Here is a 24695-nt window from a genome sequence, read left to right as displayed (position 1 = left end):
GGACCGGACGGGTGGGCGTCATCGGGATCCGAGAGGGCGACGACCGTCCGTGCTACCGGCGCTCGTGTCTGCCCGGGGTGTGCCCGAAGGCGCGCCGGAAGACGTCGATGAACGCGCTGGCGGAGGACCATCCACACTGATATGCCACGGCGGTGACCGGTACGCCCTCGGCCAGCATCACCAGCGCACGGTGCAGCCGCAGTTGGGTACGCCACTGCGGGAAGGTCATGCCGAGGTCGGAGCGGAACAGGCGGGACAGCGTACGGTCACTCCCGCCGACCTGCCTGCCGAGCGCGGCCAGGGTGCGGTTGTCGGCCGGGTCGGCGTACAGGATCTCGCAGAGTGCCTTCAATCGGGGCTCGGTGGGCGTGGGTAGGTGCACGGGCTGCGTTGCCGAGGACCGCAACTGGTCGAGCAGGACGGCCCGTAGCCGCGCCCGCGCGGGGCTGTCGTCCTGCGGGGCGCGGGTGTAGGCGAGGATCAACTCGCGCAGCAGCGGCCCGACGGTCAGCACGGTCGGCTCCGTCAGACTCAGCGGGTCCTCGGTCGCGGGCAGGCCGATCAGGTGCAGTTCGAGTGCGCCGTGCGCCTGGTGAGCGTGCGCGGTTCCGGCGGGCACCCAGATGGCGCGGCTGGCGGGGACGACCCAGGCACCCGCGTCGGTGGTGATGGCCAGCACACCACGGCCGGCGTAGACGATCTGATGGTCGTCGTGGCGGTGCACGTCGATCACGGACCCGGACGCCAGCTGCTGGGCGCGGGTCGGTGCCACCGGTTGATGGCGGATTCTCGTCATTGGTTGGCAGGTTATCGGAAGCCCGACAGGTCCGGAAGCGGCGAGCATGGCTGCGTGCGGAGAAACAGAACGATCATCTTGCTGTCCGTCGGGCATGGTTGCGTGGACGTCTACCAGGGCGCTGTGGCCGCGCTCGTACCGTTCTTCATCGCCGAGCGTGCCTACACCTACGCGGCGGCCTCCGGCGTGGTGCTCGCCGCCTCGCTGCTCTCCTCGGTGGCGCAACCGCTGTTCGGTGCGCTGACGGACCGGTGGGCAGTGCCCTGGCTGTTGCCGCTGAGCACGATCCTGGGCGGACTGGGAATCGCCTGCAGCGGGATCACCGGTTCATACCCGCTGACGCTGGCGTTCGTGGCCGTCTCCGGGATCGGAGTCGCGGCGTACCATCCCGAGTCCGCCCGGGCCGCGCGGATCGCCAGCGGCGGAAGCCACGCGGGCATGGGTTGGTTCTCCCTCGGCGGCAACCTCGGCTTCACCGCCGCGCCCGTGCTGGTCGCCGCCGTCGTCGCCAGCGGCGGTCTGCGACTCACTCCGCTGCTCATGGTGCCGGCCCTCGCCGGCAGCGTGCTGTGTCTGCCCGTCCTTCGCGCGCTGCGCCCGACGGCGGCTGGTTCCGACACCCCGCGGTGGATCGGGACCGACGACACGGCCTCGTTCGGCCGGCTGTCGATGGCCGTGGTCTGCCGCTCCATCGCGTTCGCCGGTCTGAGCACGTTCCTGGCGCTCTACGCGCCGCAGCGCACCGGCGGAGGAACCCTGGCGGGAACGGCGGCGCTGGTGGTGCTCTACCTGGGTGGCGCGGTGGGTACGGTGCTCGGGGGCAACCTGGCCAGCCGCTGGGACCGGGTCACCGTCGTGCGCTGGTCGTACCTGGTGAGCATCGCCGCCGTCGCGGGGGTCGTGCTCGTCCCCGGGCCGGTGTTCTATCTGTTCGTGGCGCTCACCTCGGCTGGGCTCTACATCCCGTTCTCGCTCCAGATCACCCTTGGCCAGGACTACCTCCCGAACCGCGTCGGTACCGCGAGTGGCATCACACTGGGTCTGACCGTCAGCGTCGGCGGCCTGGTCAGTCCACTCATCGGCGGTGTCGCCGACGCGGCCTCCCTCCAGGTGGCCCTCGCCCCGCTGATTCTGATGCCCGCGCTGAGTTGGATGCTGTTCCGCACGCTCCCCGAGCCGGCCGTGCCGAGGCGCTGAAGCATGGCTCGACGGGCCACGGGCGACGAAACCGCATCGTGACCGTGAGGATCGTGTGGAAACATGCGCGACGTGGCTGACGAACACCTCTGGTACGCGCTGCCAGTCCTCACCGGTCGAAGAATCCGGCTGGAGCCGTTGACGCTCGAACATGCCTCCGGCTACCTCGCGGCGGCAGGCACCGAGCCCGACGACGCCGAAGTCTTCCGCTGGCAAAGCCCACCCGGCGGCGCGCTGCTCCAACCCGTCACCATCGAGGACGCGACCCAGCACATCACCACCGCGCTCGCCGCCAGAGCCACCGGCACCAGACTCCCCTACGCCCAGGTCGACATGCACACGGGTGAGTTCGTCGGAACGACATCGTTCGTCGATCCGCAACCCACTCTGTTGACGCTGTCCATCGGCTACACCTGGCTCGGCCGGGCCTGGTGGCGATCAGGCCTGAACACGGATTCGAAGCTCACCATGATGACGTTCGCGTTCGAAACCCTCGGCGCTGTCCGGATCGCCCTGCAGACCGACATCAACAATATCCGGTCTCAGCAGGCGATTGAACGATTGGGAGCGTCCCGCGAAGGCGTACTGCGCAAGCACCGGCGCCGGGCGGACGGCACCTGGCGTGACACGGTGCTGTACTCGATCGTCGACGACGCCTGGCCAGCGACGAAGGAGAAGTTGCTGGCACGGCAGGCGGCGCACGAGCAGAACTAGCGATCTATACCGTCGACAACTCTGACCTCTTGTCCTCCCACCAGCCGCGTCGATGCTGACGCTCCGCTGTGGAGGCAACTACGCTAAGGCAACGCTCGCAGGATCGGATCGAGCTGACGAAGCGTTCCACGCCGGGATAGCTGCAGGGCCGGCGCTGGTCTTCGGGCCGGTGGCCTGGCGAGCGTTCGTCGCCGAGGTCGCCCGACGGTCGTAACCAATCCCCGAACGCGCCGGAGCGCCCGCCCCCGAACTTGGGCGACGGGCGCCTCGGCGCGCCGGGTCCGTCAGGCGACGACGGACCGCAATGGCACTCGCGCCTCGCGCAGCGCGCGTACCAGATCTCTTGCGAACGGGTGCTCGTCGGCCTGGAGTCCCTGTGGGTTCGGGATCACGACGTACGCCGAGCCGTTCTTCGCGGACGTCCGGGCGTCGGTGGTGAAGCGTTCGACGATGGCCCGGGTGCGCGCCAGGTCACCCGCCGCCACCTGGATGGTGATCGGCCGCCACCCGCCGCCCAGGTCCGGCGTCACCGGCGCGGCGGCGGCGCTGGCGCGCGCCGCGTCGGTGCCCGGCGTCCGTCGGGCGGCCGGCGCGTTCGAGGGGTAGAGCAACGCGTTGGCCACCAGGTGCAGACCATTTTCGTTGTACGCGCGGAAGAGCGGATTGAACGCGAACAGCACCGCCCGACCGGCGCCGGTCGGCTCGTCGACGACGGCCGCGGTGCCCTTCAGTGTCTCCGCCCCGACGGTGTAGCCGTTGGCCCAGAAGGTGTCACCCGTCGGGTAGCTGAGCACGTTCGTCCCGGTGCTGCTGGGGGTGAGGATCGGGTCGCTGTTGTTGAACTCGAAGTCCTCCGCCGGGCGGCCCAGCGCCACCGGGCTGTCCCGGTCGACGTCGACCCGCAGGTGCGAGCCGATCACGAGATAGTCCGCCGGCTTGGTCTTCTCGGTGGTCGAGGTGAGCCCGGCGGCGCGGGCCACCCGGGTGCCCTCGTTGCGCAGCCCGACGTAGGTGTGACCCTGGGCGATCCACGCGCGCAGGTTGGCCTGACCGGCGGCGGTCAGACCGCCGGTGGCGCTGCTGCCGTCCGGCACCAGCAGCACGGTACGCCCGGTGAACGCCTCGGTGTTGTCGTTGATGTCGGCAGTGGTGACCGGTTTGAGGGCGAGCCCCCAGCGCTTGCCGAGCACGTAGCGGGCCTCGCCGTGCGAGCCGGAGGTGGTGGAGATGCCGGTGCCCTGGAACAGCCCCACGTCGGGCAGGTCGAGGTGGGTTCCGGCGGGCCGGCCGCCCGGGGTGAGGGTGACCCCGAGCCTCCTGGCCAGCTCGTCCACGGTCCGGTTCACCTTGGCGGCCGGGATGGCGACAGTGCCGGTGGTGAGGTCGCGGAGCAGCGGGACGCCACGGCCGAGCAGGCCGAAGGTGAGTTCCGCGGCGGCGGCCGAGTCGAGCGGGTACGTGTACGAGCCCCAGGGCCACGCCGCGCCGGCCCGACCGCCGGAGATCGCGCGAACGAGCTTGGCGTTCGGCCGGACCTTGTCTCCGGTGTAGATGGTGTTGATGCCCATCAGCAGCGGGTTGCTCCAGGACGACACGTCGTAGAAGTACGGGAACGGGACGTGCGGGTCCTCACCCATGACGGCCTGGATCCAGTGCTTCTGCGGCTGGTCCATCGGGATCCAGTACGCGCCCTTGGGCACCGTCACGTTGGTGGCGCTGCGCCCGCCGAAGACCCGCGCGGTGGGCACCCGGGTGGCCTTCTGCACCTCGTACACCTCGACGTCCATCCGGCGCAGCCGCTCGACGAGCTGGCGGACGTCGGCGAGCTGCCGGTCGGGCAGCAGGAAGTACGAGCGGATGGTGAGGTCCGGCACCGGGAACTGGACCTCGTTGCTGGGCTGCACCACCTCGTTCGGCTCCAGCGTGCCCGCCCTGCCCTGGGCGAGCGCGTCGGTCCAGATGTCGAAGTAGCCGTCCAGCACCTCGCGCTTGTTCGCGGCGGCCCAGCCGAGCGTCGACCACTGGGTGTGGAACTGCTGCTGGACCCGGTCGGCCACGGCCGACGCGCTGCCCTTCTCGTACGTCATGCCGGCCGCGCCGAAGCCGGTGGTCGGCACCGTGTCGCCGTAGCCCATGAAGAACATGTCGTACGTGTCGTAGTTGAAGTAGCACTCAGTGGTGACCGTCTCGCCGCAGGCCCCGTTGAAGCCGAAGCCGGCCTTGTTGGCCTCACCGATCCGGTTGATCCAGTCCACCGCCTCACCGGCGATCTCGTGGTGGATCGGGTCGGCGTTGGGCGGGAAGAAGTACTGCCGGCCACCCATCTCGTGCGCGTCGATGAAGACCTGCGGCGGGTAGCGGCGCAGCAGTTCGAGCTTGCCGTCGGTCTCCTGCTGGGTGCGGGCGAACCAGTCCCGGTTCAGGTCGAAGCCGAACTCGTTCTGCCGGCGGGTCGCGTCGCGGCCGTCCGGGTTCTGGGTGGGGACGATGATGGTGACCAGGTTGTCGTTGCGCTGGGCGACCGCGCAGGACAGGCCGGCCGCCAACTCGTACAGCGTCTTGAGCGCCGCGTCGGCGCCGCTCTTCTCGCCGCCGTGCACGTTCGCGGTGACCCAGACGATGGCCGGGCTGTCCTTCGCCGTCCGGGCGGCCGTTCGCGCGCTGGTCCGGCGCGGGTCGCGCAGGTCCCGGACGTCGTCGGCGATCTCGCGGAGCGCGGCGGGCCGCACGTGGCGCTCGTTGGACACCACCGCGTACGGCAGTGGCTGGCCGAGCACGCTGGTGGTCATGACGCCGGTGACGACCCGGTTCGAGGCGCGGTCGACGGCCCCGAGGTAGGTCCGGACCTCGTCGTTGGTGACGACCCGCTGCTGTCCCGCGCCGAGCGGGAAGCCGAGCACTGTCTCCGGGCTGGGCACGCTGCTCAACCGGGCGGTCGGGTCGCTGCTGCACGGGGTCGGCCGGGCGGCGCTCGCGGCCGACGTGCCGCTGAGAAGGGGAGTCAGGCCGAGCAGGAGTGCGACGGTCGCGGCACCCGCCAGCCGTTTCGAAGGGACGGTCCAGAACGAACGCGACGATGGGGCCATGTATCGGGTTCCCTTCTTGGGGGAAAGCCTCGCAGTGGCCGGAGCCTATGAATTGGCCGACACGACGGTCAAGCTCTGATCGACTTCGGTGACCGCGTGGGGTGCCGGCGGCGGGGCCGGCTGGCAGGATGACGGAGTGGGGTTGGCCTTCACCGGAGGGAAAAGACGTTGCCCGCGCCTCAGGAGACGATCACGCTCTCGGTCTATCCAGATCTTCCCGCCGGCGATGCTCGACGTTCGCTGGGCTCCTGGCTTCGCGCCGAAGACCGGCTCCGGGCAGGGGTGACCACCGCGCCGGCGGCAGGATCGGCGGTGCCTCCCGGCGAGGTGTCCGCAGCTGCCGCGGACGTACTGCTGGTCGCCGTTGGCAGTGGCGGCGCGGTCATGGTGCTGGTGCAGGCGATCGCCGGGTGGCTGACCCACCGCCGCGAGAACGTGACGGTGCGACTGACCCTTCCGAGCGGATCGTCGGCCGAGCTGGATGTGCACCGGGCTCGGGACATGGACCAGGTGACCGCGCTCATCGAGACCGCGGTGCGGGCGGTCGCCCCGGACAACAGGTGACTCTCTCGATCGGGTGATGAAAAATAGGTCGGGGACGCTCCTGACACCTACTTTTCATCACCCGATCAAGGCGTGAGCAACTGAGGGCCCAATCCCAGCCGGCGGCGGGCCGGGCGTGCAGCGTGCGGCGTGTGGCTACCAGGTGGTCAGGCCGAGGCCGATGGTCTTGGTCAGGGTGGCGTTGTCGTCGTCACCGTCGAGCGACCAGATCATCGCGCCGGCCAGGCCGGCCCGTCGGATGTAGAGCGTCTTCTGCAACACGACCGCCGGGTCGTCGTACGTCCACAACGTCGTACCGTCGAACAGCCAGGCGTGCCCGGCGCGCAGGTCGCGGTGCACGGTGTAGCCGTTGCCGGCCAGGGTCTTGAGCTTCTTGTAGTCCTCGTAGCCGGCCTCGAAGGTGGCCGGCGCGGGCCCGGTGGCCGGCTGGAACAGGCCGTTGCCGCCACCGGTGATGCCGGTCCAACCGCGACCGTAGTAGGGGATGCCGAGGACGAGCTTGTCCCGTGGCGCACCGCGGGCGATCCACCCGTCGATGGCCACCTCGACGGAGAAGTCCGGGTTGTCCGGGGCGCCGGCCGGAACGCGAAGCGCGGACTGCTGGTTGGCCCGCGCGTCCCAGCCGCCGTGGAAGTCGTACCCCTGCACGGTGGCGAAGTCCAGGTACTTGAAGATCTTGCGACCCTCGTAGCCGGCGTCCATGGTGGCCGGGCTGGCCGGCAGGAACGCGGTCAGCGGGTGGTGCGCGCGGGTCGTGCGCCCGTACGCGTCGAGCTGCCGGCGGAACTCGGCGAGCAGTTTGGTGAAGTTCTCCCGGTCCTCCGGGCGAATGACGTTGCCGGGCTCACCCGCCCAGTTGGGCCACTCCCAGTCGAGGTCGATGCCGTCGAAGACGCCGGCCGCGGCACCCGGGGGGCTGCCCGGGAGATTGCCCTTGAGGTACAGGTCGATGCAGGAGGTGACGAACGCCTTGCGGGAGGCGTCGGTGCGGGCCGCGTTCGAGAAGTACGTCGACCAGCTCCAGCCGCCCAGCGAGATCAGCACCTTCAGTGTGGGGTGCTTGGCCTTGAGCTTGGCGAGTTGGCCGAAGTTGCCGTTGAGCGCCTGGCCCGGGGCGTCCGCGACGCCGTCGACGCTCTCCTCGGCGGGGACGGGACGCTGGTAGTCGGCCCAGGCGTCGCCCTCGCCCGGCCCGCCGTCCAGGTAGCAGCGGCCGTCCTCACTGACGTTGCCGAAGGCGTAGTTGAGGTGGGTGAGGCGGCTCGCCGCGCCGGAGGTTTCGAGTTTCTTGACCGGGAAGGCCCGGCCGTAGATGCCCCACTGGGTGAAGTAGCCGACCCGGTGGTATCCGGTGCGGTCTGGTTTGGCGCCGGCGTTCGCTGCGGTCGGTGGGGCGGCGGTGACCAGCAGGGTCGCCAGGGCGACGACGGCGGTGAGACGGCGGTGGCGGAATGGTCGCATCGGCACACTCCCACGAGACATCAAGCAGAATTAGTAAAGAGACTTATCTGATTGATGAAGTTAAGCCGGTCACCGTCCAGGGTCAAGAGCCGGCCAGCCGCATGGGGGATTGTGACGGCGTTACGGGTGGTTGCCAGGTGCTGACCCGCGTCCGTGCCCGGTCCGCCACCGCGCTGACGCCCTGACGGCAGCCGTCAGGGCGACAGGGCGGACGGGAACGGTCAGCCGACCTGGTCGTTGTCCTTCTGCGCGCCCCAACCGTGCCAGCGATCGATCTCGATCAGGGCGCTGACCCGGCCACGATCCCGGCGTGGGTACGCCTTGCCCGTGTAGTGCTCCGACAGCCGGTCGATGTCCGCGAGGTCCTCGTCGGGGCGCAGCTCGGCGACGTGCCCGATGATGCTGACGTGGGTGTACCAGCCGGCCTCGTCGAGCACGGTGAGGGCCACCCGGGGGTCGTTGCGGACATGCTCCAGCCGACGGCGGCTCTCGTCCATGTTCACCAGGATCCGGCCGTCCTCCCACAGGTACCAGGTGGCGGCGGACACCGGCTGGCCTCCGTTTCGCAGGGTGGTGATGACGGCGGGGTTCGGCTTCTGGAGCATGGCGACCGCGGCCTCGGGAAGCGGTGGCTTGGACATGAAGTCTCCTCTTTGCGTCAGGGGGTTACCCCTACGTTACGCACCATCCGGTCCGCTCTGGTCCGAATGGGGCGCATAGCCGGCTGAGGTCGACCCCGATCGTCGATGTACGTCGCGGTCGCCGTAGCGGGGGCGTGGATTCGCCCGATGGGGATGAGGCCCGCTCACCCTCCGTCCCAGGACGCTGTCGAGGTACCAGTTCGCTCGGCACCCGAGGGTGAGGTTGCCTGACCGAACGGGCCGGAGAGGAGAATCAGGTGGAGTACGAGGAGTTCATCAACACGGTGGCCTCGCGGGCAAAGGTGTCGCCCGATCAGGCGGCGACACTCACCCGCGCCACGCTGGAGACATTGGGGGATCGGATCAGCGCCGGCCAGGCTGAGGACATCGCCTATCAGCTTCCCGACGGGCTTGACGATCACTTGCGTAAACCGCCACCGCTCAGAAGGGAGGATCATGCCAGGCCGTTCGGGCTCGACGAGTTCGTGCGGCGGGTGGCGGACCACCCCGCCGTCGATCGTGCGCACGCCCGTGCCGGGGTCCGCGCGGTGTTCACCACGCTCCGTGAGGCTGTTACCCGTGACGAGTTCGATGACGCGGTGGCCCAGCTTCCGAAGGAGTTCCGGCAGGTGATCGAACCGGTGGGTGCCGGTGACAGGCAGCGCCGCGGCTCGTAGCGTGAGTTCTGTCAGCTCACCTTCGGGGTGGCGCGGGAGATGATCGCGGTGAAGTCGACGCCGCGCGGCAGGGTGCCGTACGCCTGGCCGTGGTCGCCGCCGAGCCGGGACGCGCAGAAGGCGTCGGCGACGGCGGGGTGGCCGTGCCGCACCAGCAGCGAGCCCTGAAGCACCAGGGCGAGTCGTTCGACGATGCGGCGCGCCCGCAGTTCGAGGTCGTCGAGGTCGGACAGGTCGGCGCGCACCTGGCGGACCGCGGCGTCGAGCCGTGCGTCGGTGCCGGCAGCGGCGCTCACCTCGGCCTGGAACGCCTCCATGACCTGGGGTTCCCTCACGAGAGCACGCAGGACGTCCAGGGCGGCGACGTTGCCGGAGCCCTCCCAGATCGAGTTCAGCGGCGACTCGCGGAACAGCCGCGGCATGCCGGACTCCTCGACGTAGCCGTTGCCGCCCAGGCATTCGAGGGCCTCTGCGGCGTGTGCCGGCCAGCGCTTGCAGACCCAGTACTTGCCGACGGCGAGGGCGAGCCGTTTGAACGCGGTTTCGCTGGCGTCGCCGCGTGCGGATCGGTCGGTCGCTCCGGCGAGGCGCATCATGAGGACGGTGGCGGCCTCGGACTCGACCGCGAGGTCGGCGAGCACGTTGCGCATCAGTGGTTGGTCGATGAGGTACCGGCCGAAGGTCTGCCGGTGGGTGGCGTGGTGGGCTGCGGTGATCACGCCTTGGCGCATCCCGGCCGCCGCGCCGATGACGCAGTCGAGGCGGGTCAGGTTGACCATGTCGAGGATCGTGCGCACGCCACGTCCCTCGTCTCCGACGCGCCAGGCGACCGCCTGCTCGTATTCCACCTCCGCCGAGGCGTTGGACCGGTTGCCCAGCTTGTCCTTGAGGCGCATCAGCCGCATCGGGTTGCGGGTGCCGTCGGGAAGGACACGCGGGACGAGAAAGCAGGTGAGCCCGCCCGGTGCCTGGGCGAGGGTGAGGAAGATGTCGCACATCGGCGCCGACGTGAACCACTTGTGCCCGACGAGCCGGTAGGTTCCGTCCGGCTCAGGGCGGGCGGTGGTGGTGTTGGCGCGTACGTCCGAGCCGCCCTGCTTCTCCGTCATCGACATGCCCGCCAGCAGCCCCTGCTTGGCCAGCGGAGGACGCAGCCCGAAGTCGTACGTCGTGGCGGTGAGCAGCGGTTCGTACCGCGCGGCCAGCTCCGGGTTGTGCCGCAGCGCGGGCACCGCCGCGTAGGTCATCGAGATCGGGCAGCCGTGGCCGGCGTCGGGCCGCCACGTGTAGAACTTGGCGGCCCGGGCCACGTGTGCGCCCGGTCGGGCGTCCGCCCATGGTGCGGCGTGCAGGCCGTATGTGACCGCGGTGCGCATCAGCTCGTGCCAGGCGGGGTGGAACTCCACCTCGTCGATGCGATGGCCGTAGCGGTCGTGGGTGCGTAGGGCCGGCGGATGCTCGTTGGCCAGCCGCCCGTCCTCGATGGCCCGCTCAGTGCCGCCCAGGCGGCCGAGTTCGTGCACCTCGGCGGCGGCCCAGCCGGCGCCCTCCCGCTCCAGCCCGTCGAGCAGTGCCGGGTCGTCCGCCGCGTCGTAGCCGGCGAGCGGGGGAACCTGGTTGAAGACCTCGTGTGTCGTCGTCACGCTCGCCACAGCCGAGCCTTCATCCGGTCGGTGCTTCGGTACGCCACGCAAGGATTGAACCACCGTTCAATCTTTCGCGACAAGGCGTCCTGCCGGGAACCCAGCCCGGGGCAACCACGTCGTAGGGGGCATGACGCGTAGCAGCGCCCACCTACCCCAGCCAACGGCCGCCAACGGCGCCCCCCGAGTCATGACTCCAGCTCGCGTGATGGGACTGGCCCTGGTCGCCGGCCTGGCGCTGGTCACCGGCTTTACGGCGGAGCCGGCCCCCGCGCCGCCACCTGACCGGGGAGTGCCGGCGGGCGGGTTCCGGCTCGTCGCGTTCGACTCCTGCCCGGAGGCGCTGCGGCAACTGAAGGCGGCTGCCCGGGCGTACGTCGGGCCCTGGGGGTTCGGGGCGAACGGGGACATCCGTACCTTCGGCCGCGCCGAACAGGCTGTTCCGGCCGCAGCGGGGGTGGCGGATACGGCGTCCAACGCTGCCGCCCCCGGCTACTCGGGAACCAACACGCACGAGGCCGGGGCCGATGAGCCGGACCTGGTCAAGACCGACGGCAGGCGGATCGTCACCGTGCAGCACGGCACGCTGTACGTGGTCGACCCGGCCACCCGCAGGCTGACCGGAGAGCTGGAACTGGCACCGGGCGCCGATCAGTTCGGCTGGGCCGAGGACGCCCTGCTGCTGCACGGTGACCGGGCGCTGGTACTGCGCCGCGACGGGTGGGCCGGGAGGGTGGCAACGGCCATCCCCAAGGGAGACGGGCGGGTCGTGGACGCCCCGGCGCCGGACGGCATCGTCGGCCCTCAGCTGATCATGGTCGACCTGTCCGGCCAGCCGAAGATCATCGGCGAATACCGGATCGACGGCGATCTGGTGGACGCCCGCCAGGTCGGCACGACGGTCCGGGTCGTGGTCCGCTCCGCGCCCCGGCTGAACTTCCCGCACCGGGAACGGGCCACCGATGAGCAGCGCACCACCGCCAACCGCGAAATCATCGACAACGCCACCGCCGACGACTGGCTGCCCCGGTACGAGGTCACCTCCGGCGGGCGAACCAGCGCCGGACGAGTCGGCTGCGAACGGGTGAGCCGGCCGGCCGTCTACTCCGGCACGTCGCTGGTGACCGTGCTCAGCTTCGACCTCGGTGCGGCCGCGCTCGGTGCTGGCGACCCGGTCACCGTGATCGCCGACGGCGACACCGTCTACAGCAACGGACCCCGGCTGTACGTCGCCAACGATCAGCGCTGGCGGGTGCTGCCGATGCTGACCGCGCGGAACATCGCACCGGATCCCAGGGACGAGACCACCGAGATCTACCAGTTCGACATCACGGGCACCGGCGCCCCGCGATACGTCGCCGCCGCGTCCGTACCGGGCTGGCTCGTCAATCAGTACGCCATGTCCGAGTGGGACGGGCACCTGCGAGTGGCCACCACCAGTGGCCGTACCTGGGGCGACAGGCCGAACTCGACGTCCAGCGTGTACGTCCTGCGTGCCGACGGCACGGCGCTGACCCAGGTCGGAAAGGTCACCGGGCTGGGCAAGGGGGAACGGATCTACGCGGTACGGTTCGTCGGCGGCACCGGGTACGTCGTCACCTTCCGGCAGACCGACCCGCTCTACACCGTCGATCTGCGTGATCCGGGGGCGCCGAAGGTGACCGGCGAACTGAAGATCAACGGGTATTCGGCGTACCTGCATCCGGCCGGCGAAGGACGGCTGCTCGGTGTCGGGCAGGAGGCGTCCGGCCAGGGCCGTATCCAGGGCACCCAGCTCTCGCTCTTCGACGTCTCCTCCCCGGCCACGCCGACCCGGGTCGCCCAGTATCACGTCAGACAGGGGCACTCCGAGGCGGAGTTCGACCCGCACGCGTTCCTCTACTGGCCGGCAGAACGCCTGGTCGTGGTCCCACTGAGCGTCTTCGGTACGGGCCGGCCGAGCAACGTGGCTGTGGCCCTGCGAGCCGGCGACGGCGGGTTCACCGAGGTCGGCACGGTCGACCACACGCCGGACACGGCAGGTCCCGAGGGTCTGACGCCGATCCGTCGGTCACTGGTGGTCGACGGAGTGCTCTGGACCGTCTCCGCCGGTGGCCTCAAGGCGACCAGCCTCTCCACGATGAAGACCCTCGGCTGGCTGCCTACTGCGTGAACGGTGTGGTGGTGTCCGGCGCGGGTCGTGCCGCTGTTCGGAGCGGGTCGGCCCGCACCCGCGTCCGGGGCGTCGCGCCTCGCCGGAGAAGATGTCAGCATGAGCGATCCCGTACTGCCCAGCCGTGTCGTGGTCACCGGTGCCACCGGCAAACTTGGTCGCGCCGTGGTCGCGCACCTGCGCGCCGTGGGCGTCGACGTCCTGGCGGTCGACCGCGTCGGCGGACGCGACCCCCGCGACGTCGACGGCGAGTTCCTGCTGGTCGACCTGACCGACTACGGGCAGGTGGTGGAGGCGTTCACCGGGGGCGCCGACGAGCACGCGGGCGGCGTCGACGCGGTCGTGCACCTGGCGGCGGTGCCGGCCCCCGGGCTGATGACGAACGCGACGACCTTCGCGAACAACTCCGCCGCGACGTACAACGTGTTCGCCGCAGCCCGGGCGGCCGGGATCAAGCGGGTCGTGTGGGCGTCGAGCGAGACGGTGCTCGGGTTGCCGTTCGACACCCCGCCGCCGTACGCGCCGGTGGACGAGGAGTACGCGCCACGGCCCGAGTCGACGTACTCGTTGAACAAGGCCCTGGAGGAGGAGATGGCCCGGCACTTCTGCCGGTGGGACCCGGAGCTGGTCATGGTGGGTCTGCGCTTCTCCAACGTGATGGACGTCGAGGACTACGCGCCGTTCCCCTCGTTCGACGCCGACCCGCAGCTGCGCCGGTGGAACCTGTGGGGCTACATCGACGCCCGCGACGGGGCCCAGGCGGTCGAGCGCGCGCTCGCGCACGACCAGCCCGGTGCCGACGTCTTCGTCATCGCCAACGCCGACACCGTCATGACCCGGTCCAGCGCCAGCCTGATGGCCGAGGTCTACCCCGGGGTCGAGATCCGTAAGGAGCTGGGCGAGCACGAGACGCTGCTCAGCATCGACAAGGCCCGCCGGGTGCTGGGGTACGAACCGCAGCACTCCTGGCGGGACCACGTCGACGTGCTGTAGGTCAGCGCGCCGCCTGGTAGGCGCGGCCGACGACGGTGGCGGTGCTGCCGGTCCGGAACAGCCCGGTCTGGTCCTTGTCCGTGGCGGGCAGGCCGAACCACGCGTACCGCTGGAGCCAGGACAGGCCGCCCAGCATCCGGGTGGCCGCGGTGAGGAACGCGGCCTGCTGCGCCTGGGTGGGGAAACGGACCCCGTTGGAGAAGTCGATCAGGGCGAACTCGGTCAGCCAGATCGGCAGCTCGTACCGGTCGTGCACCGCCTGGAGGTACGACTTGAGCTGGTTGACCGCGTTGGCGGTGGTGAAGTCGCCGCCGTACCAGTGCAGGGCGATGAAGTCGACGCGGTAGCCGCGTTGCTTCGCCCCGGCCATGAACCGGTCGAGCCATTCGCCCGGCCGGTCGCCACCCCAGGCCACCGCCGGGCTGCCCAGCGGAAGGCCGGTGGCCTGCAACTGCGGCCACAGCTCCAACGCCTGCTCGACGGTCATCTCCGCCTGACCCTTCAGGTCCGGCTCGTTGAACCCGAGCAGGTAGCGGCCGTTCTTCTCGGCCTGTTGCAGATTGCTGGCGGTGACGCTCTTCGCCCCCCAGATCATCGGGACGAACTCGGCGCCCTTCGGGCTGGTGACCCCCGGGTGGGCCACGTCCCAGGTGTAGTACCAACTCGCCCCGGAGCTGGCCAACGCCTGGCTGACGCCGTCGAAGGTCCACACTCCGACGCCCTTGCGCTTCGAGGTCACCGCCGGCGCCGCCGGGGCGACCGGACGCCCGGTTGTCGGCTTCGGCGTCGGCGTCGGGGTCGGGGTCGCCCCGGCCGGGCTCCTGGTGGCGGCGGGCGTGGTCGCGCTGGTCGCGCCGGGTTGCGGGCTCGTGGGCGGCGGCGCGTCGAGCGCCTGCGTCGCCGCTGGTGCGGGCGTCGGCCCGGTCGGCTGCACCACCACGATCACACCCGTCACCAGTACGGCGACCGCGGCGGCCACGACGAGCGGCCACAACAGCCGCCGTACGCCAACCGGGAGGCGGCCGAGCAACCCGCGTCGCGGGTCCGCGTGGGCGCCTCGGTTCCGCCTCGCGGCGTCCGCCTCACCCTGGCCGGTTACGCGCATCGTCTCGACTCCCTCACGTGGTCGTACCGCTACCTGACGTGGGCGATGACGAAGATCCGCCATCTGCCTCCCCTCAGGAGACTGGCCGGCCGGACCGGGATAACGGTTTCACCCGCGCTGCTGGCGGTCACCACCCGGCCTGTGCGGTCAGGGTCTGTCGCAGGTACGTCTTCGGCCGGGACCCCACTGTCGAACCGACCACCTCGCCCGCACGGAACACCAGCAGCGTCGGTAGGGACATCACCCGGTAGTTCCGGGTCGCTCTCGGGTTGTCGTCGGAGTTGAGCTTCGCCACGACCATCCGGTCACCGAACTCCTGGGCCAGCTCGGCGAGGCTCTTCTCGATGGCCTTGCAGGGCGGGCACCAGTCCGCCCAGAAGTCGACGACCACGGGCCGGTCGCTGGCCAGCACCAGCTCCGCGAACGTGTCGTCGGTGACGGTGACCAGCGAACCTACTTCCGCCTTCTGAGGCATGTCTTCTCCCGATGTGCGATCGCGTGGGTGAGTTGACTGTGCAGTTGCTGGCGCACCGCGCCGAGCCGGTCGATGACGGCGTCGACCTCGGCGATCTTGCGCTGCAGCACCAGCACCGAGTCCGGGCAGACATCGCCGGAGGTGTTGCCGGCCCGGAGGCAGGCGACGAACGGGCGGACATCGTCGAGGCCGAAACCCACGTCGAGCAGCGCCCGGATCTCCCGGACGACGCGTAGCTCCGCCTCGTCGTAGATGCGGTAGCCGTTGGCGGAGCGCTGCGCCCGTACCAGTCCGTGCTCCTCGTAGTAGCGCAGCGTGCGAGGGCTCGTGCCGGTCCGTTCAGCCAGCTCGCCAATGAGCATCCGACCTCCTCCATCGGCCCGTCGCGACCACGCTAAACCTTGTCGTCAGCGTCAAGGCAAGGACCGGGCGAGGCACGGTAGCTGGCAGAAACCAGCGGCGCAGGGTCATCGACGGCGACTCACCGAACCGGCTCCGATACTCGGTCGCGACCCGACCGAGGTGCACGAAGCCGTGTCGAAGGGCACCGCTGTGACGATCCGTTGCGGGCCGGCGACCGCTGCGCATATGGTCGTCGGGCACGCCGTCGAGCCGGAAGGAGGTCAGAACAATGTCCGATGTTCTGCGCCCCCTCCGCGCTCCGGCGTCCGCGCGGATCTGACCCGGGGCGCTCGCTTCCCGGAGGACCAACCCATGACTGATCTGGTCATTCGTCCGCTCGTCGCGGGCGAGGAAAACCTGTTCGACTCGATGCCCGATCCGCTGCCCCAACTGCGCCAGGTCGCGTACGCCGACGGAATCGCCGGCGGCGGCTACCGGCCCGAGACCACCTGGGTGGCGCTGCGCGCCGGCCGGTTGGTGGGCCGGGCAGCCTGGGCCCTTCCACCGGGCGCCGTCGGTGCCCCCTGGCTGGACCGGTTCGACCTGATCGCCGAGCCGGAGGTGGGCGCCGAGCTGCTGCACGCCGCCCACGAGGCGCTGGGCGGTCCCGGCCTGTACTACGCCGCGCTGCCGGCGCACTGGCGGCGTCGACCCGAGGTGCTGGCCGTGGTCCGGGCGCCCATGACGGCCGCCCGGCTCGCCGGGCTGGTCGAACGGGGGGAGCGGCTCCGCTGCTCCTGGACGGGCACCCCCCTGCCGGCGTCCTCCGGGCGGTACGACTTCCGGGCACCCGCCGATGCGGCGGAGATCAACGCCCTGGTCGCCCGGATCGCCGAGCCGGACGTGCTGACCGGCGTCGAGAACGCACGAGCGGTCGGCGGCGTCGATCTCGCCACCGACCCGCTGGCCTGGCTGGGCGAGAACACCGAGGAGTGGCGGGTCGCCCTGGCGGCCGGCAACCCGGTCGGGCTGGTCGGCACGGCCGGCGAAGCCTGCTTCCCACTGCTCGCCTATCTCGGCCTCCTCGACGAGGCGGCCCGGCCCGAACTGCTGGCCGAGGCGGTCCGGGTGCTGGCCGCGGGCGGTGCCCGCGAGGTCATCGCCGACGTGGAATCCCACCGGGTGACGGTGCTGGCGGAGTTGGAGCGGACCGGCTTTCGGCAGTTGCGTTCCAGGGTCGTCTTCGCGCCGCCGAACAGCAAGGAATAGCTGACCGGGTGCGCCCGGTCAGCCGGGCGCACCACCTCAGCCGGCGCGCGGCGCGACCGCCCGACGTGTCGTCGACCTCGCCGCCCGCTACGCCGCCTGAGTCTCGCCGGCCGTCTGATCTGGGTGGCCGGCCGCTGGCTGCGTTCCGCGCGCCCGGTCGAGCCCGTCGAGTCGGGCGAGGTCGGCGGTGCCGGACCGGACCACGGCCGATGCCAGCGCGATGGTGGCCGGCTGGCCCCCGTTCTGCTGCTCCGCGGCGGCGATCCGGACCGACTGCTGGAGATGCGCCCGCAGGTGACCGGCGAGCAGACGGTGAAACGACTGCCCGCTGGCCGCCCGCAGCGAGGTCATCTCCGCTGCGGTGACCATGCCCGGCATGTCGTGCCCCTCGTGCGGGTTCGTCGTCGGCGCGGCGGCGTCGGTCAGGAGCTGGCGGGCGCGATCCAGGTCGGCGCGCCGGGCGGTCGCGACCTCGGCCGCCGTCTGCCGCCAGGCCGGGTCGGTGGTCCGCTCCGGCACCAGATCGAGTACGGGCAGCAGCCGTTCGGTCATCGCCACAGTCAGTTGCAGCCAGGCGATGTCGGTGGGGTTGAACGACCCCGCCGTACCCGTCGGTGTCGGCGCGGTCGTCGCCGGGGGCGCGGTCACGGGTGGGGTGGCGGTGCCGGCCGCGTCCCGTGGCCCAGCACCGCAACCGGCGACGAGCAGCACGGCGATGAGCACTGTGGACGTCGTCGACTGGCGCATCAGACCTCCCTTCCGCCCAGGGCGGCGGGCCCGGGGGTGACCGGACCCGCCGCCGTGGAGTGAACCTGTCGCTCAGATCGGTCGACCGTCGTGACCGCACTTGATGACGGGACGGATGCAGTCCTGGACCCGGCGGGCCATCTCGGCCACCGGCCAGGCGTTGAAGAAGTCGCCGTGCATGGTGTAGCCCGGCCCGGAGGCCAGCCGGAACCGCGACGGGTCACCGGTGACCGGGTACCGCAGCACCTGCCGCAGCTTCGGCACGTGCACCGGGTGGGTGCTCGGGCAGGCCTGGTTCACCGGGTACGCCAGGTGGCTCTTGTGATCCGGCGAGTCGAGGTCCCGGCCGTTCCAGCACTGCGGGAAGTCCAGGTACGACTCCAGCATCGTGCCCGACGGGCAGTTGACGAAGTCCTTCGACGGGGGCACCTGCCCGGCGTGCAGGCAGGACCAGCGGGCGATGCTGTCGTTCGGCCCGGTCGCCTTCGCGTTGCCGGCGACGAGCCGCAGCCCCTGCGGGAACGGCTGGGTGTTCGCGACGACGTCGGCGCGTACGCCCTCGCCCAGGTAGTAGAACGTGGCGATCGCCGGTTCCACCGCGACGTTGTTCGCGTACAGGGTCGGCACCCAGTACGACGAGACGTCCACCGCCGGGTTGCAGGTGGTGGGCGAGTTGACCAGGTCCGGGAGGGTGGTCTTGGCGTTCGTCACCTTGCTGCCGAAGAAGCTGTGCATGTGCGACGCGCCGGGCAGCCCGGGGAAGACGATCGGGTCGTCGGGCAGCCGGTGGCTGTAGGTGCAGTCGGCGGGGAACTCGGCGACCCGGATGACGTTGGCGCCGAAGTCGGCGTCGGCTCGGCCGGGCGCGGCGTCGGCCCGGTTGGTGGTGGACACCAGGTACGTGCCGAGTAGCACCAGCAGGGCGCCGATCGCCGTGGCGAGGCGCAGTCGGCGGGGGATGCCGGAGAGGGGTGCGGCCCTGTCCATCGTGACTCCTGTCAGGGGACGGGTCAGGGACAGCTCCGGCGCCGCCGCCGAAGGCATCGGAGTTGTGCCTGGCCAGACTGGGGTGGTGGCCGGTTGGGACCGGTGTGAGAGAGCGCTCTCACTGCTCCCCAGCCTCACGCCGAAGTTGACAATTGTCAATACGTGCCGCAGTTGGTGGGAATGACGACGAAGGGCCGGACCCCGTGGTGGGGTCCGGCCCTGTCGGTTCGTGCTGTGCGGGGTGGGTCAGCTGGTGGCGTAGCCGCGGGTGGCGATCCAGTCGGCGAGGTGCTCGACGGTGACCTCGTAGGAGGCGGTGTTCGGGTCGGCGGAGTCGGCGATCTTCACCACGTTCCCGCCGTCGCGGTAACCGACGACGCTGATGTAGTGCCCACCCTCGAAGGAGTGGATACCACCGTCGGTGTCAGTGCTGGTGCCGGCGATGTTCGCGACCACGGCCCGGCCGTCGTCAACCGTCTTCACCACGTCGGCGCGCAGCTTGTCGGTCTGGGTGCCGTCAGCGTTCGGGCTGGAGATTTCGACGGAGTGGTAGGCATCGGCCTTACCGGTCTCCTTGTTCAGCACCGGGGTGATGTCGTTGATCGAGTTCGTGCCGGCCTCGGTGGTGCCCATCTCCTTGGCCATGGCGTCCACGCTGATGTCCTTACCCTGCACGGACAGGGCATTACGGGCCGCGGCGGGACCGCAGTAGTAGAAGTTCGGCTGGGCTTCGTAGCGCACACCCAACTCCCGCTCACCATGGCCGCCGCTCTTGCGGTCGGTCTGGGTCTGGGTGGCCGGCTTGGCGTCCGACGCGGCGAACGCGGTGGTGACGGGGCCGGCGATGGCGCCGCCGGTGAAGGCGAGACCGGCGGCGGTCAGGGCGGTCTTACGGATCAGATCGGTACGCATGATGGCGTGCTCCTCTGCATCGGGGGTGCCGCACGGTGCTGCAACTGGGGGTCAGTGCGACCGTGCGGGGGAAGTTCGTACGGGGGTTGCCCGGCGACCCGCTGAGGGGTCGGCGTCGGGACGGGGTGTAACGGTTCGCGGCGGCGGATCATTCCGCCTGCCCGAGGGTCGGCTTGCGCCTGCCCGGGGGTCGGCTCGTTCCGCCTGCCTGCGGGTCGGCCGGTGGTGGCGCTCGGCCGTGCGGGGGATGTAACCGGGGCGGCCGGTCGGGTGTTCCCGGCGGCTGCCGTGGCCCCACGACCTGGACAGTCGCGGTGGCCTGCCAGGTATAACGACCCCGCCCGGCCCCCGATTCCGCCCCCGGAGTGGCCCCGGCCACCCGACACCCCGGGTCAAACCCGACAATCCACCCGACCCGGTCGACCTGGTGAACCGGATACCGAGGCCATCGCGGGGTGATCGACTCGGGTTCCTGAAAGTCGCGGTGTCCGGGTGCCGGGGATACCCCGACTTCATGAAAGCCGAGTGGATCATGCCAGTCTGCGCCGTTCCCGCGCCCCGGCTCGGTCTGAGGCGGGTAGAGCGTGACGCGGATCGGCCCGCCTCGGGGGCGGAGCCTGGCGCGGAAGGCTGACTCGGGGGCAGAGCGTCCCGCGACCCGACCCGACCCGACCCGGCCCGACCAGGGGACAACGCGCCGGACGGAACCTCGCGGCCCGCATGATCGTGCTCGATCCAGGAAACAGGCCCCTCCCGACGCCACGAGGCCACTACATCCAGGTTCGAGCACGATCATGCGGGTTTCCAGTGCCGCGGATGCCCCCGACATCACGGAAGCCGAGTCGATGAGGACGCCGTATGGCAGCACGCGGGGTGCGGCGGTGGCAGAACGGTCCGGACGTGCGGGTGGGGCAGCCCGAACGTGTCGGACTGCCCCACCCGGAACCGCAGGGGTCGAATCAGAACCCGAGGACGGCCCGCCCGCCGACCACCGGCAGTCGCAGCTCGCTGTCGTTCGGCGCGACCCGTAGTTCGGTGCCGCCCAACGGCAGCAGGGTGTACTCCTGGTCGCTGGAGAAGACGACAACGCCGATCCGGTGTCCGGCCGGGAAGATGTAGTCCTTCGGCTCCATGGTCCACCGGTAGTCGTACATCTTGCCCTGCTTGACGGGCGCGGTGCGCGCGGCGCTGACGCGGTTCTGCGGGTCCGTCCAGCCTCGCGTCACCACGGTCGGGGCGGCGGTCGACCCGGCCGGGCCGTAGTCGACCAGGTACGCGGTGAGGTTCGCGTCCGGCTTGTTGTCGATCGCCATCCGCAGCCGCATCTCCGGCCGCCCCGAGATGCGCACGCTCTGCGTCAACTCGGGGGAGCGGTAGGCGAGTCGGTTGGCGCTCGCGGTGTCCGGGTTGGACACGAGGGTGTCCGGGTGGATGGTCCGGCCCTCGTCGACGAAGCTCTGCTCGACAGTGGCCCTCGGCGGCTTGCCGGTGGTGAGCGCGCCGGGTGCGGTGGCGTCGGTGGCGGCGAACCGCAGGCCGACCTCCCGCGCGCCCGGGTCGGGCCAGTTGGCGTACGTGGTGTAGGCCCGGTCCTCGCGCTGGAGCACCGCCGTCGGCTCGTCCATGATGCCGTTGCGCACGTTCCACAGCCAGAAGTCGAACCAGCGGTTCTCGGTCTGCTTGTACGTCCACGTCTGCCCACTGGGAAGGGTCACCGACGCGCTGCTGCCCGGACCACCGTGGCCGCCCTGGTGCAGCCAGATCTTGCGGGGGACGTCGCGCTTGGCGAGCTGGTCCCACCAGCCGGCGAAGTGCTCGGTCTTCACGTTCCAGTCGTTGAGGCCGTGCACCACGAAGACGCTGGCCTTGACGTCGCGGGCGTCGAGGTAGTCACGGTCCTGCCAGAACTTGGAGTAGTCGCCGGTGACCCGGTCCTGCTTCGCGGTGATGTCCGCGAGCTCGTCGGCGCACTGCCCCTCGGCGCGCGCCTGCCCGGCGGTGTACTGGGCCAGGATGTCGAGGTCCTCGCCCTGGAACGTGCCGGGCGCGACCACCAGACCGTTGGCCCGGTAGTAGTCGTACCAGCTGCTGATCGCGGAGACCGGCACGATGGTCTTGAGTCCCTTGACGCCCGTGGTGGCCACCTGGTTGGGCAGCGTCCCGTTGTAGGAGACCCCGGTCATGCCGACCGCGCCGGTGGTCCAGCCGGCGGTGACCGGGGCGCCGTTGGCGTCGTACCCCTTGGCCCGGCCGTTGAGCCAGTCGATGACCGCCTTGGTGCCCAGCGTCTCGGCCTGGTCGCCGCTGGTCGGGCAGCCGTCCGAGTCGCCGGTGCCGACGCTCTGGCCGAGCACCACCGCGTACCCGCGGGGCACGTAGTAGTCGTCCAGCGAGCCGGGCAGGTTGGCCTTCGCCTGGGCCCGCTGTGCGCCCACGTCGAGTGCGCGGCGCCCGTTGCGGTCGGTCAGGCCGTTCTGCGGCAGGTCGTCGACCAGCACGCTCGGGTACGGCACGTCACCCCAGGTGCCCTTGCGGTACGGGCTGTGCTCGAAGATGACCGGCACCTTGAAGCCCTGCGTGGCGGTCTCCCGGGGGCGGGAGATGTCGATCGCCACCCGGTCGGGTCGACCGTCGTGGTCGGTGTCCACCGGGGTCTGGACGAACACCCGCTCCTCGATCGCGTCGGCGAGCGAGAACACCGGTTGGGTCATGCCGCCGCTCACCACGATGCCGGTGGGCGTGGTGGGCGTGGGCGGAGCCGCAGCCGCGGGTGGGGCTGCGCCGAGGACCAGAGCGCCGGACACGCCGACGCTCAGGAGTGCCAGATGACGGGGTCGACGCATGCGCGTCTCCCTTCGGTTGGGCTGGTTGCCAGGGGTCGGCAGGGGCCAATCTCGAAGATCCATTCGTCGCCATGCTAGGTCCGCGGCGGCGTCCCGTCGATCCCCCTTGGACGTCCACCGCGGTCGGTCAGGGGGTCGGTGGTGTCACCGCGATGATCAGGTGGGCGCGCTGATCGCTGGCGTTGCGGTAGAGGTGCGCCAGGCGCGAGTCGAAGGTGACCGATTCGCCAGCGGTGAGGGTGTACGACTCACCGCCGATCTCGGCGACGACCTCACCGGTGATGACGATCGCGCACTCGGTCGACGGGTGCGCCCACGGCTCCGCGGAGCTGGCGTCGCCGGGCGCGAGGTGGGCTTGGAGCACCTCCAGGTGGGCGGATCCAGCAGCACGTCGGTCGTCGGGAGGACGACCTCGCCGGGGCGCTGATCGGCGACGACCTGCTGGACCTGTTCGCCTTCTCCGGCACCCCCGAGCAGGTGGCCTCGCAGGCGGCGGCGGTGTTCGAAGCCGGGGCGAGCCGGGTGGAGTTCGGCACCCCGCACGGGTTGACGCCGTACGGGGGGATCGACCTGCTCGGCCAGCGGGTGCTCCCTCTGTTATGGCGATGAAACCCCTCGTCTCACTGGCCCTCCCAGACCGCCTTCGCCCCGGAGTCGCCCGTGCGGAACACGTAATACACGGTGACGGCGGCGGCCACCAGCGACAACACCTGCAACGCCGGGGTCAGCAGCCGGGGGCGCGCACCCTCGGCGGGTCGCGGCGGGACGAGCCGGACCAGTGCCAGGGCCACCACGCCCAACCCGATGCTGGCGTAGAGCGTGATGTCGCCGAACTCCTGGTGCGCCTCCAGCTTCGGCAGGAACTCGGGGGTGACCCGGTTGGCGGCGCGCATCCGCTCGAGGAACGCGTCGCCGGAGAGTTTCGTCAGCAGGGCGGCGATCGGCGCGCCCACGGCGAGCAGCCCCAGCACCCAGCGGGTGTGCGGCCGGATCGGTGGGACGAACGCGTAACCGACCGTCAGCAGGGCCAGCAGCGGCACGAACACCACCGCGGCGTGCAGCAGCAGAGGATGGGCCGGGATGCCCATGAACTCCTCGAACATCGGCGTCTCCTCCGGTGACATCGGCCTGGACGTTGATCGTCCACACCGGGACGCTATCGGTACCACGCGGGCGTGTCATCCCCGTCGATCACTCACCTGTCGCAACGCAGCGTGGCCAGGTCGACGGCGTCCGCCCGCATCAGAGGCTTCTCAGGATGACCGACCCGTTCTAGCGCGGCCCCTTACCGAAATTGCTGCTCAGGGCGACCCAGGTGGCGCAGGGCAGCTCGCCGGGGGCCAACTGGGTGTGCGCCGGCCGCCAGAGTTCGGCACCCTTCGCGGTGACGCGGGCCAGGATGCAGTCGTACTGCGCGGCCCGCAGGGCCACGCCGACCCTGCCGTCCTTCGCGGTCACCTCCGGCACGATGGCCGGGTCCAGCTTCAGGTCGTCGATCGCCGCGCGGACGGCGGATTCATCCGGGCCGGCGGCCTGTAGGGCGCTCTTCAGGCGGTCGTCGACCCCGTCGAGCGACGGGTCCTGCGTGACCTGCAAAGGATCATCGACCGGGCACTCGATGTCGTCGTCGCGGCTGTCGTCGTCCGGGCCGAGCTGGAGGCGGAAGCAGATCGGCTCGTCCCGTTCGTCGATCACCGACCCGTCCGCGCCGATCTCCAACCCGTGGCCCATCACCCGCAGCACCACCGTCACACCGGTCCCCCAGTGCGTCTCGCCGGTGACCGAGAGGACCGCGACGTCGGGGTCCTGGCTGGCCGAGTGCACGTACTTGTCGGCCTGGTAAAGGTGGTCGTGCTCGAACCGAAACAGAATCTGGTCGACCTTCTTCGCGGCGTCGGCCGCGGCAGTCTCGTGAATCGGGTCGTCCGGTCGGTCAAGGTAGTGCCACAGACCTCCACCGACCAGCGCCACCACCAGCAGTACGGCCCCACCGAGAACCCATCGCCGTCTTCTTTTCCGCACGGACGGGATTATGGCGCAGCCGGGACGGCACCGATGACCCGCGCACGGCCGAGCGCTGATCCCCGGTGG

23 protein-coding genes are annotated in these 24695 nt (G+C 70.6%); 8 read left to right on the top strand and 15 right to left on the bottom strand.

Translation table 11 applies throughout. The features are described from left to right. Positions 1–52: 52 nt before the first annotated feature. Entirely contained in the window at positions 53–796 is a 744-nt protein-coding gene (locus ABZU52_RS06695; protein WP_354970093.1) for a helix-turn-helix transcriptional regulator, read from the bottom strand. 54 nt (positions 797–850) lie between these two features. Here ABZU52_RS06695 and ABZU52_RS06690 point away from each other — a divergent pair, with 54 nt between their 5' ends. Both ABZU52_RS06690 and ABZU52_RS06685 read left to right on the top strand, forming a co-directional pair. Next, positions 851–1993, top strand: coding sequence for an MFS transporter (locus tag ABZU52_RS06690; RefSeq protein WP_354970092.1), 1143 nt, complete (start codon positions 851–853; stop codon positions 1991–1993). Positions 1994–2056: 63 nt separating this feature from the next. Next, positions 2057–2707: a GNAT family protein gene (locus ABZU52_RS06685; RefSeq protein ID WP_354970091.1), complete on the top strand. Its 651-nt coding sequence runs from the start codon at positions 2057–2059 to the stop codon at positions 2705–2707. A 284-nt stretch (positions 2708–2991) separates the two neighbouring features. Here the strand turns inward: ABZU52_RS06685 and ABZU52_RS06680 are convergent, their stop codons facing one another. Then, entirely contained in the window at positions 2992–5793 is a 2802-nt protein-coding gene (locus ABZU52_RS06680; protein WP_354970090.1) for a M14 family zinc carboxypeptidase, read from the bottom strand. A 168-nt stretch (positions 5794–5961) separates the two neighbouring features. Between ABZU52_RS06680 and ABZU52_RS06675 the strand changes: the two genes are divergently transcribed. Then, entirely contained in the window at positions 5962–6357 is a 396-nt protein-coding gene (locus tag ABZU52_RS06675) for a hypothetical protein (RefSeq protein WP_354970089.1), read from the top strand. A gap of 135 nt (positions 6358–6492) precedes the next feature. On the opposite strand, the gene ABZU52_RS06670 is transcribed toward ABZU52_RS06675, so the two are convergent. Both ABZU52_RS06670 and ABZU52_RS06665 read right to left on the bottom strand, forming a co-directional pair. Continuing rightward, positions 6493–7818 (bottom strand): glycoside hydrolase family 18 protein, encoded by a 1326-nt coding sequence (locus ABZU52_RS06670; protein WP_354970088.1) that lies wholly within the window; start codon positions 7816–7818, stop codon positions 6493–6495. Positions 7819–8039: 221 nt separating this feature from the next. Continuing rightward, entirely contained in the window at positions 8040–8459 is a 420-nt protein-coding gene (locus ABZU52_RS06665; protein WP_354970087.1) for a PPOX class F420-dependent oxidoreductase, read from the bottom strand. A gap of 257 nt (positions 8460–8716) precedes the next feature. Between ABZU52_RS06665 and ABZU52_RS06660 the strand changes: the two genes are divergently transcribed. After that, entirely contained in the window at positions 8717–9136 is a 420-nt protein-coding gene (locus ABZU52_RS06660; RefSeq protein ID WP_354970086.1) for a DUF2267 domain-containing protein, read from the top strand. A gap of 11 nt (positions 9137–9147) precedes the next feature. On the opposite strand, the gene ABZU52_RS06655 is transcribed toward ABZU52_RS06660, so the two are convergent. Beyond that, complete coding sequence (locus ABZU52_RS06655) at positions 9148–10779, bottom strand: isovaleryl-CoA dehydrogenase (RefSeq protein WP_354970085.1); 1632 nt, start codon at positions 10777–10779, stop codon at positions 9148–9150. 190 nt (positions 10780–10969) lie between these two features. Between ABZU52_RS06655 and ABZU52_RS06650 the strand changes: the two genes are divergently transcribed. Both ABZU52_RS06650 and ABZU52_RS06645 read left to right on the top strand, forming a co-directional pair. Then, positions 10970–12931, top strand: a complete 1962-nt coding sequence (locus ABZU52_RS06650; protein WP_354970084.1) for a beta-propeller domain-containing protein — start codon at positions 10970–10972, stop codon at positions 12929–12931. Positions 12932–13030: 99 nt separating this feature from the next. Beyond that, complete coding sequence (locus ABZU52_RS06645; protein WP_354970083.1) at positions 13031–13924, top strand: NAD(P)-dependent oxidoreductase; 894 nt, start codon at positions 13031–13033, stop codon at positions 13922–13924. 1 nt (position 13925) lies between these two features. Here ABZU52_RS06645 and ABZU52_RS06640 read toward each other — a convergent pair whose 3' ends face one another. The 3 genes from ABZU52_RS06640 to ABZU52_RS06630 all read right to left on the bottom strand — a co-directional run bounded on the left by ABZU52_RS06640 (position 13926) and on the right by ABZU52_RS06630 (position 15866). Continuing rightward, positions 13926–15029, bottom strand: coding sequence for a glycoside hydrolase family protein (locus ABZU52_RS06640; RefSeq protein ID WP_354970082.1), 1104 nt, complete (start codon positions 15027–15029; stop codon positions 13926–13928). A gap of 127 nt (positions 15030–15156) precedes the next feature. Beyond that, complete coding sequence (trxA, locus tag ABZU52_RS06635; RefSeq protein WP_354970081.1) at positions 15157–15504, bottom strand: thioredoxin; 348 nt, start codon at positions 15502–15504, stop codon at positions 15157–15159. Further along, complete coding sequence (locus ABZU52_RS06630; protein WP_354970080.1) at positions 15483–15866, bottom strand: MerR family transcriptional regulator; 384 nt, start codon at positions 15864–15866, stop codon at positions 15483–15485. The genes trxA and ABZU52_RS06630 overlap by 22 nt, the downstream gene beginning before the upstream one ends. Before the next feature lie 352 nt (positions 15867–16218). Here ABZU52_RS06630 and ABZU52_RS06625 point away from each other — a divergent pair, with 352 nt between their 5' ends. After that, positions 16219–17115: an acetyltransferase gene (locus tag ABZU52_RS06625; RefSeq protein ID WP_354970079.1), complete on the top strand. Its 897-nt coding sequence runs from the start codon at positions 16219–16221 to the stop codon at positions 17113–17115. Positions 17116–17202: 87 nt separating this feature from the next. On the opposite strand, the gene ABZU52_RS06620 is transcribed toward ABZU52_RS06625, so the two are convergent. The 5 genes from ABZU52_RS06620 to ABZU52_RS06600 form a co-directional block, all read right to left on the bottom strand. Next, positions 17203–17862, bottom strand: a complete 660-nt coding sequence (locus tag ABZU52_RS06620) for a DUF305 domain-containing protein (protein WP_354970078.1) — start codon at positions 17860–17862, stop codon at positions 17203–17205. A 72-nt stretch (positions 17863–17934) separates the two neighbouring features. Continuing rightward, entirely contained in the window at positions 17935–18849 is a 915-nt protein-coding gene (locus ABZU52_RS06615) for a DUF1996 domain-containing protein (protein WP_354970077.1), read from the bottom strand. Between the two features lie 246 nt (positions 18850–19095). Then, positions 19096–19761, bottom strand: a complete 666-nt coding sequence (locus ABZU52_RS06610; RefSeq protein WP_354970076.1) for a C39 family peptidase — start codon at positions 19759–19761, stop codon at positions 19096–19098. 959 nt (positions 19762–20720) lie between these two features. Then, positions 20721–22604: a Xaa-Pro dipeptidyl-peptidase gene (locus ABZU52_RS06605; RefSeq protein WP_354970075.1), complete on the bottom strand. Its 1884-nt coding sequence runs from the start codon at positions 22602–22604 to the stop codon at positions 20721–20723. Between the two features lie 127 nt (positions 22605–22731). Beyond that, positions 22732–22968, bottom strand: coding sequence for a cupin domain-containing protein (locus ABZU52_RS06600; protein WP_354970074.1), 237 nt, complete (start codon positions 22966–22968; stop codon positions 22732–22734). Positions 22969–23081: 113 nt separating this feature from the next. On the opposite strand from ABZU52_RS06600, the gene ABZU52_RS06595 reads away from it, so the two are divergent. Further along, entirely contained in the window at positions 23082–23213 is a 132-nt protein-coding gene (locus ABZU52_RS06595; protein ID WP_354970073.1) for a hypothetical protein, read from the top strand. An 11-nt stretch (positions 23214–23224) separates the two neighbouring features. On the opposite strand, the gene ABZU52_RS06590 is transcribed toward ABZU52_RS06595, so the two are convergent. After that, positions 23225–23728, bottom strand: coding sequence for a DUF2231 domain-containing protein (locus ABZU52_RS06590; RefSeq protein WP_354970072.1), 504 nt, complete (start codon positions 23726–23728; stop codon positions 23225–23227). Positions 23729–23876: 148 nt separating this feature from the next. Then, entirely contained in the window at positions 23877–24626 is a 750-nt protein-coding gene (locus tag ABZU52_RS06585) for a hypothetical protein (RefSeq protein ID WP_354970071.1), read from the bottom strand. Positions 24627–24695: the final 69 nt, after the last annotated feature.

It is taken from the genome of Micromonospora sp. NPDC005220 (genome assembly GCF_040607895.1).
GTDB lineage: Bacteria > Actinomycetota > Actinomycetes > Mycobacteriales > Micromonosporaceae > Micromonospora.
The sequence above is the reverse complement of the archived record's forward strand: the minus strand, read 5'-3'. Positions and strand labels throughout refer to the sequence as shown.

Bases quoted from the DNA above. Each gene is read 5' to 3' on its own strand.
- ABZU52_RS06610 (WP_354970076.1), bottom strand. From the start codon at position 19,761: ATGCGTACCGATCTGATCCGTAAGACCGCCCTGACCGCCGCCGGTCTC.
- ABZU52_RS06620 (WP_354970078.1), bottom strand. From the start codon at position 17,862: ATGCGCCAGTCGACGACGTCCACAGTGCTCATCGCCGTGCTGCTCGTC.
- ABZU52_RS06650 (WP_354970084.1), top strand. From the start codon at position 10,970: ATGACTCCAGCTCGCGTGATGGGACTGGCCCTGGTCGCCGGCCTGGCG.
- ABZU52_RS06665 (WP_354970087.1), bottom strand. From the start codon at position 8,459: ATGTCCAAGCCACCGCTTCCCGAGGCCGCGGTCGCCATGCTCCAGAAG.
- ABZU52_RS06590 (WP_354970072.1), bottom strand. From the start codon at position 23,728: ATGTCACCGGAGGAGACGCCGATGTTCGAGGAGTTCATGGGCATCCCG.
- ABZU52_RS06630 (WP_354970080.1), bottom strand. From the start codon at position 15,866: ATGCTCATTGGCGAGCTGGCTGAACGGACCGGCACGAGCCCTCGCACG.
- trxA (WP_354970081.1), bottom strand. From the start codon at position 15,504: ATGCCTCAGAAGGCGGAAGTAGGTTCGCTGGTCACCGTCACCGACGAC.
- ABZU52_RS06625 (WP_354970079.1), top strand. From the start codon at position 16,219: ATGACTGATCTGGTCATTCGTCCGCTCGTCGCGGGCGAGGAAAACCTG.
- ABZU52_RS06605 (WP_354970075.1), bottom strand. From the start codon at position 22,604: ATGCGTCGACCCCGTCATCTGGCACTCCTGAGCGTCGGCGTGTCCGGC.
- ABZU52_RS06680 (WP_354970090.1), bottom strand. From the start codon at position 5,793: ATGGCCCCATCGTCGCGTTCGTTCTGGACCGTCCCTTCGAAACGGCTG.
- ABZU52_RS06615 (WP_354970077.1), bottom strand. From the start codon at position 18,849: ATGGACAGGGCCGCACCCCTCTCCGGCATCCCCCGCCGACTGCGCCTC.
- ABZU52_RS06685 (WP_354970091.1), top strand. From the start codon at position 2,057: ATGCGCGACGTGGCTGACGAACACCTCTGGTACGCGCTGCCAGTCCTC.
- ABZU52_RS06645 (WP_354970083.1), top strand. From the start codon at position 13,031: ATGAGCGATCCCGTACTGCCCAGCCGTGTCGTGGTCACCGGTGCCACC.
- ABZU52_RS06670 (WP_354970088.1), bottom strand. From the start codon at position 7,818: ATGCGACCATTCCGCCACCGCCGTCTCACCGCCGTCGTCGCCCTGGCG.
- ABZU52_RS06695 (WP_354970093.1), bottom strand. From the start codon at position 796: ATGACGAGAATCCGCCATCAACCGGTGGCACCGACCCGCGCCCAGCAG.
- ABZU52_RS06640 (WP_354970082.1), bottom strand. From the start codon at position 15,029: ATGCGCGTAACCGGCCAGGGTGAGGCGGACGCCGCGAGGCGGAACCGA.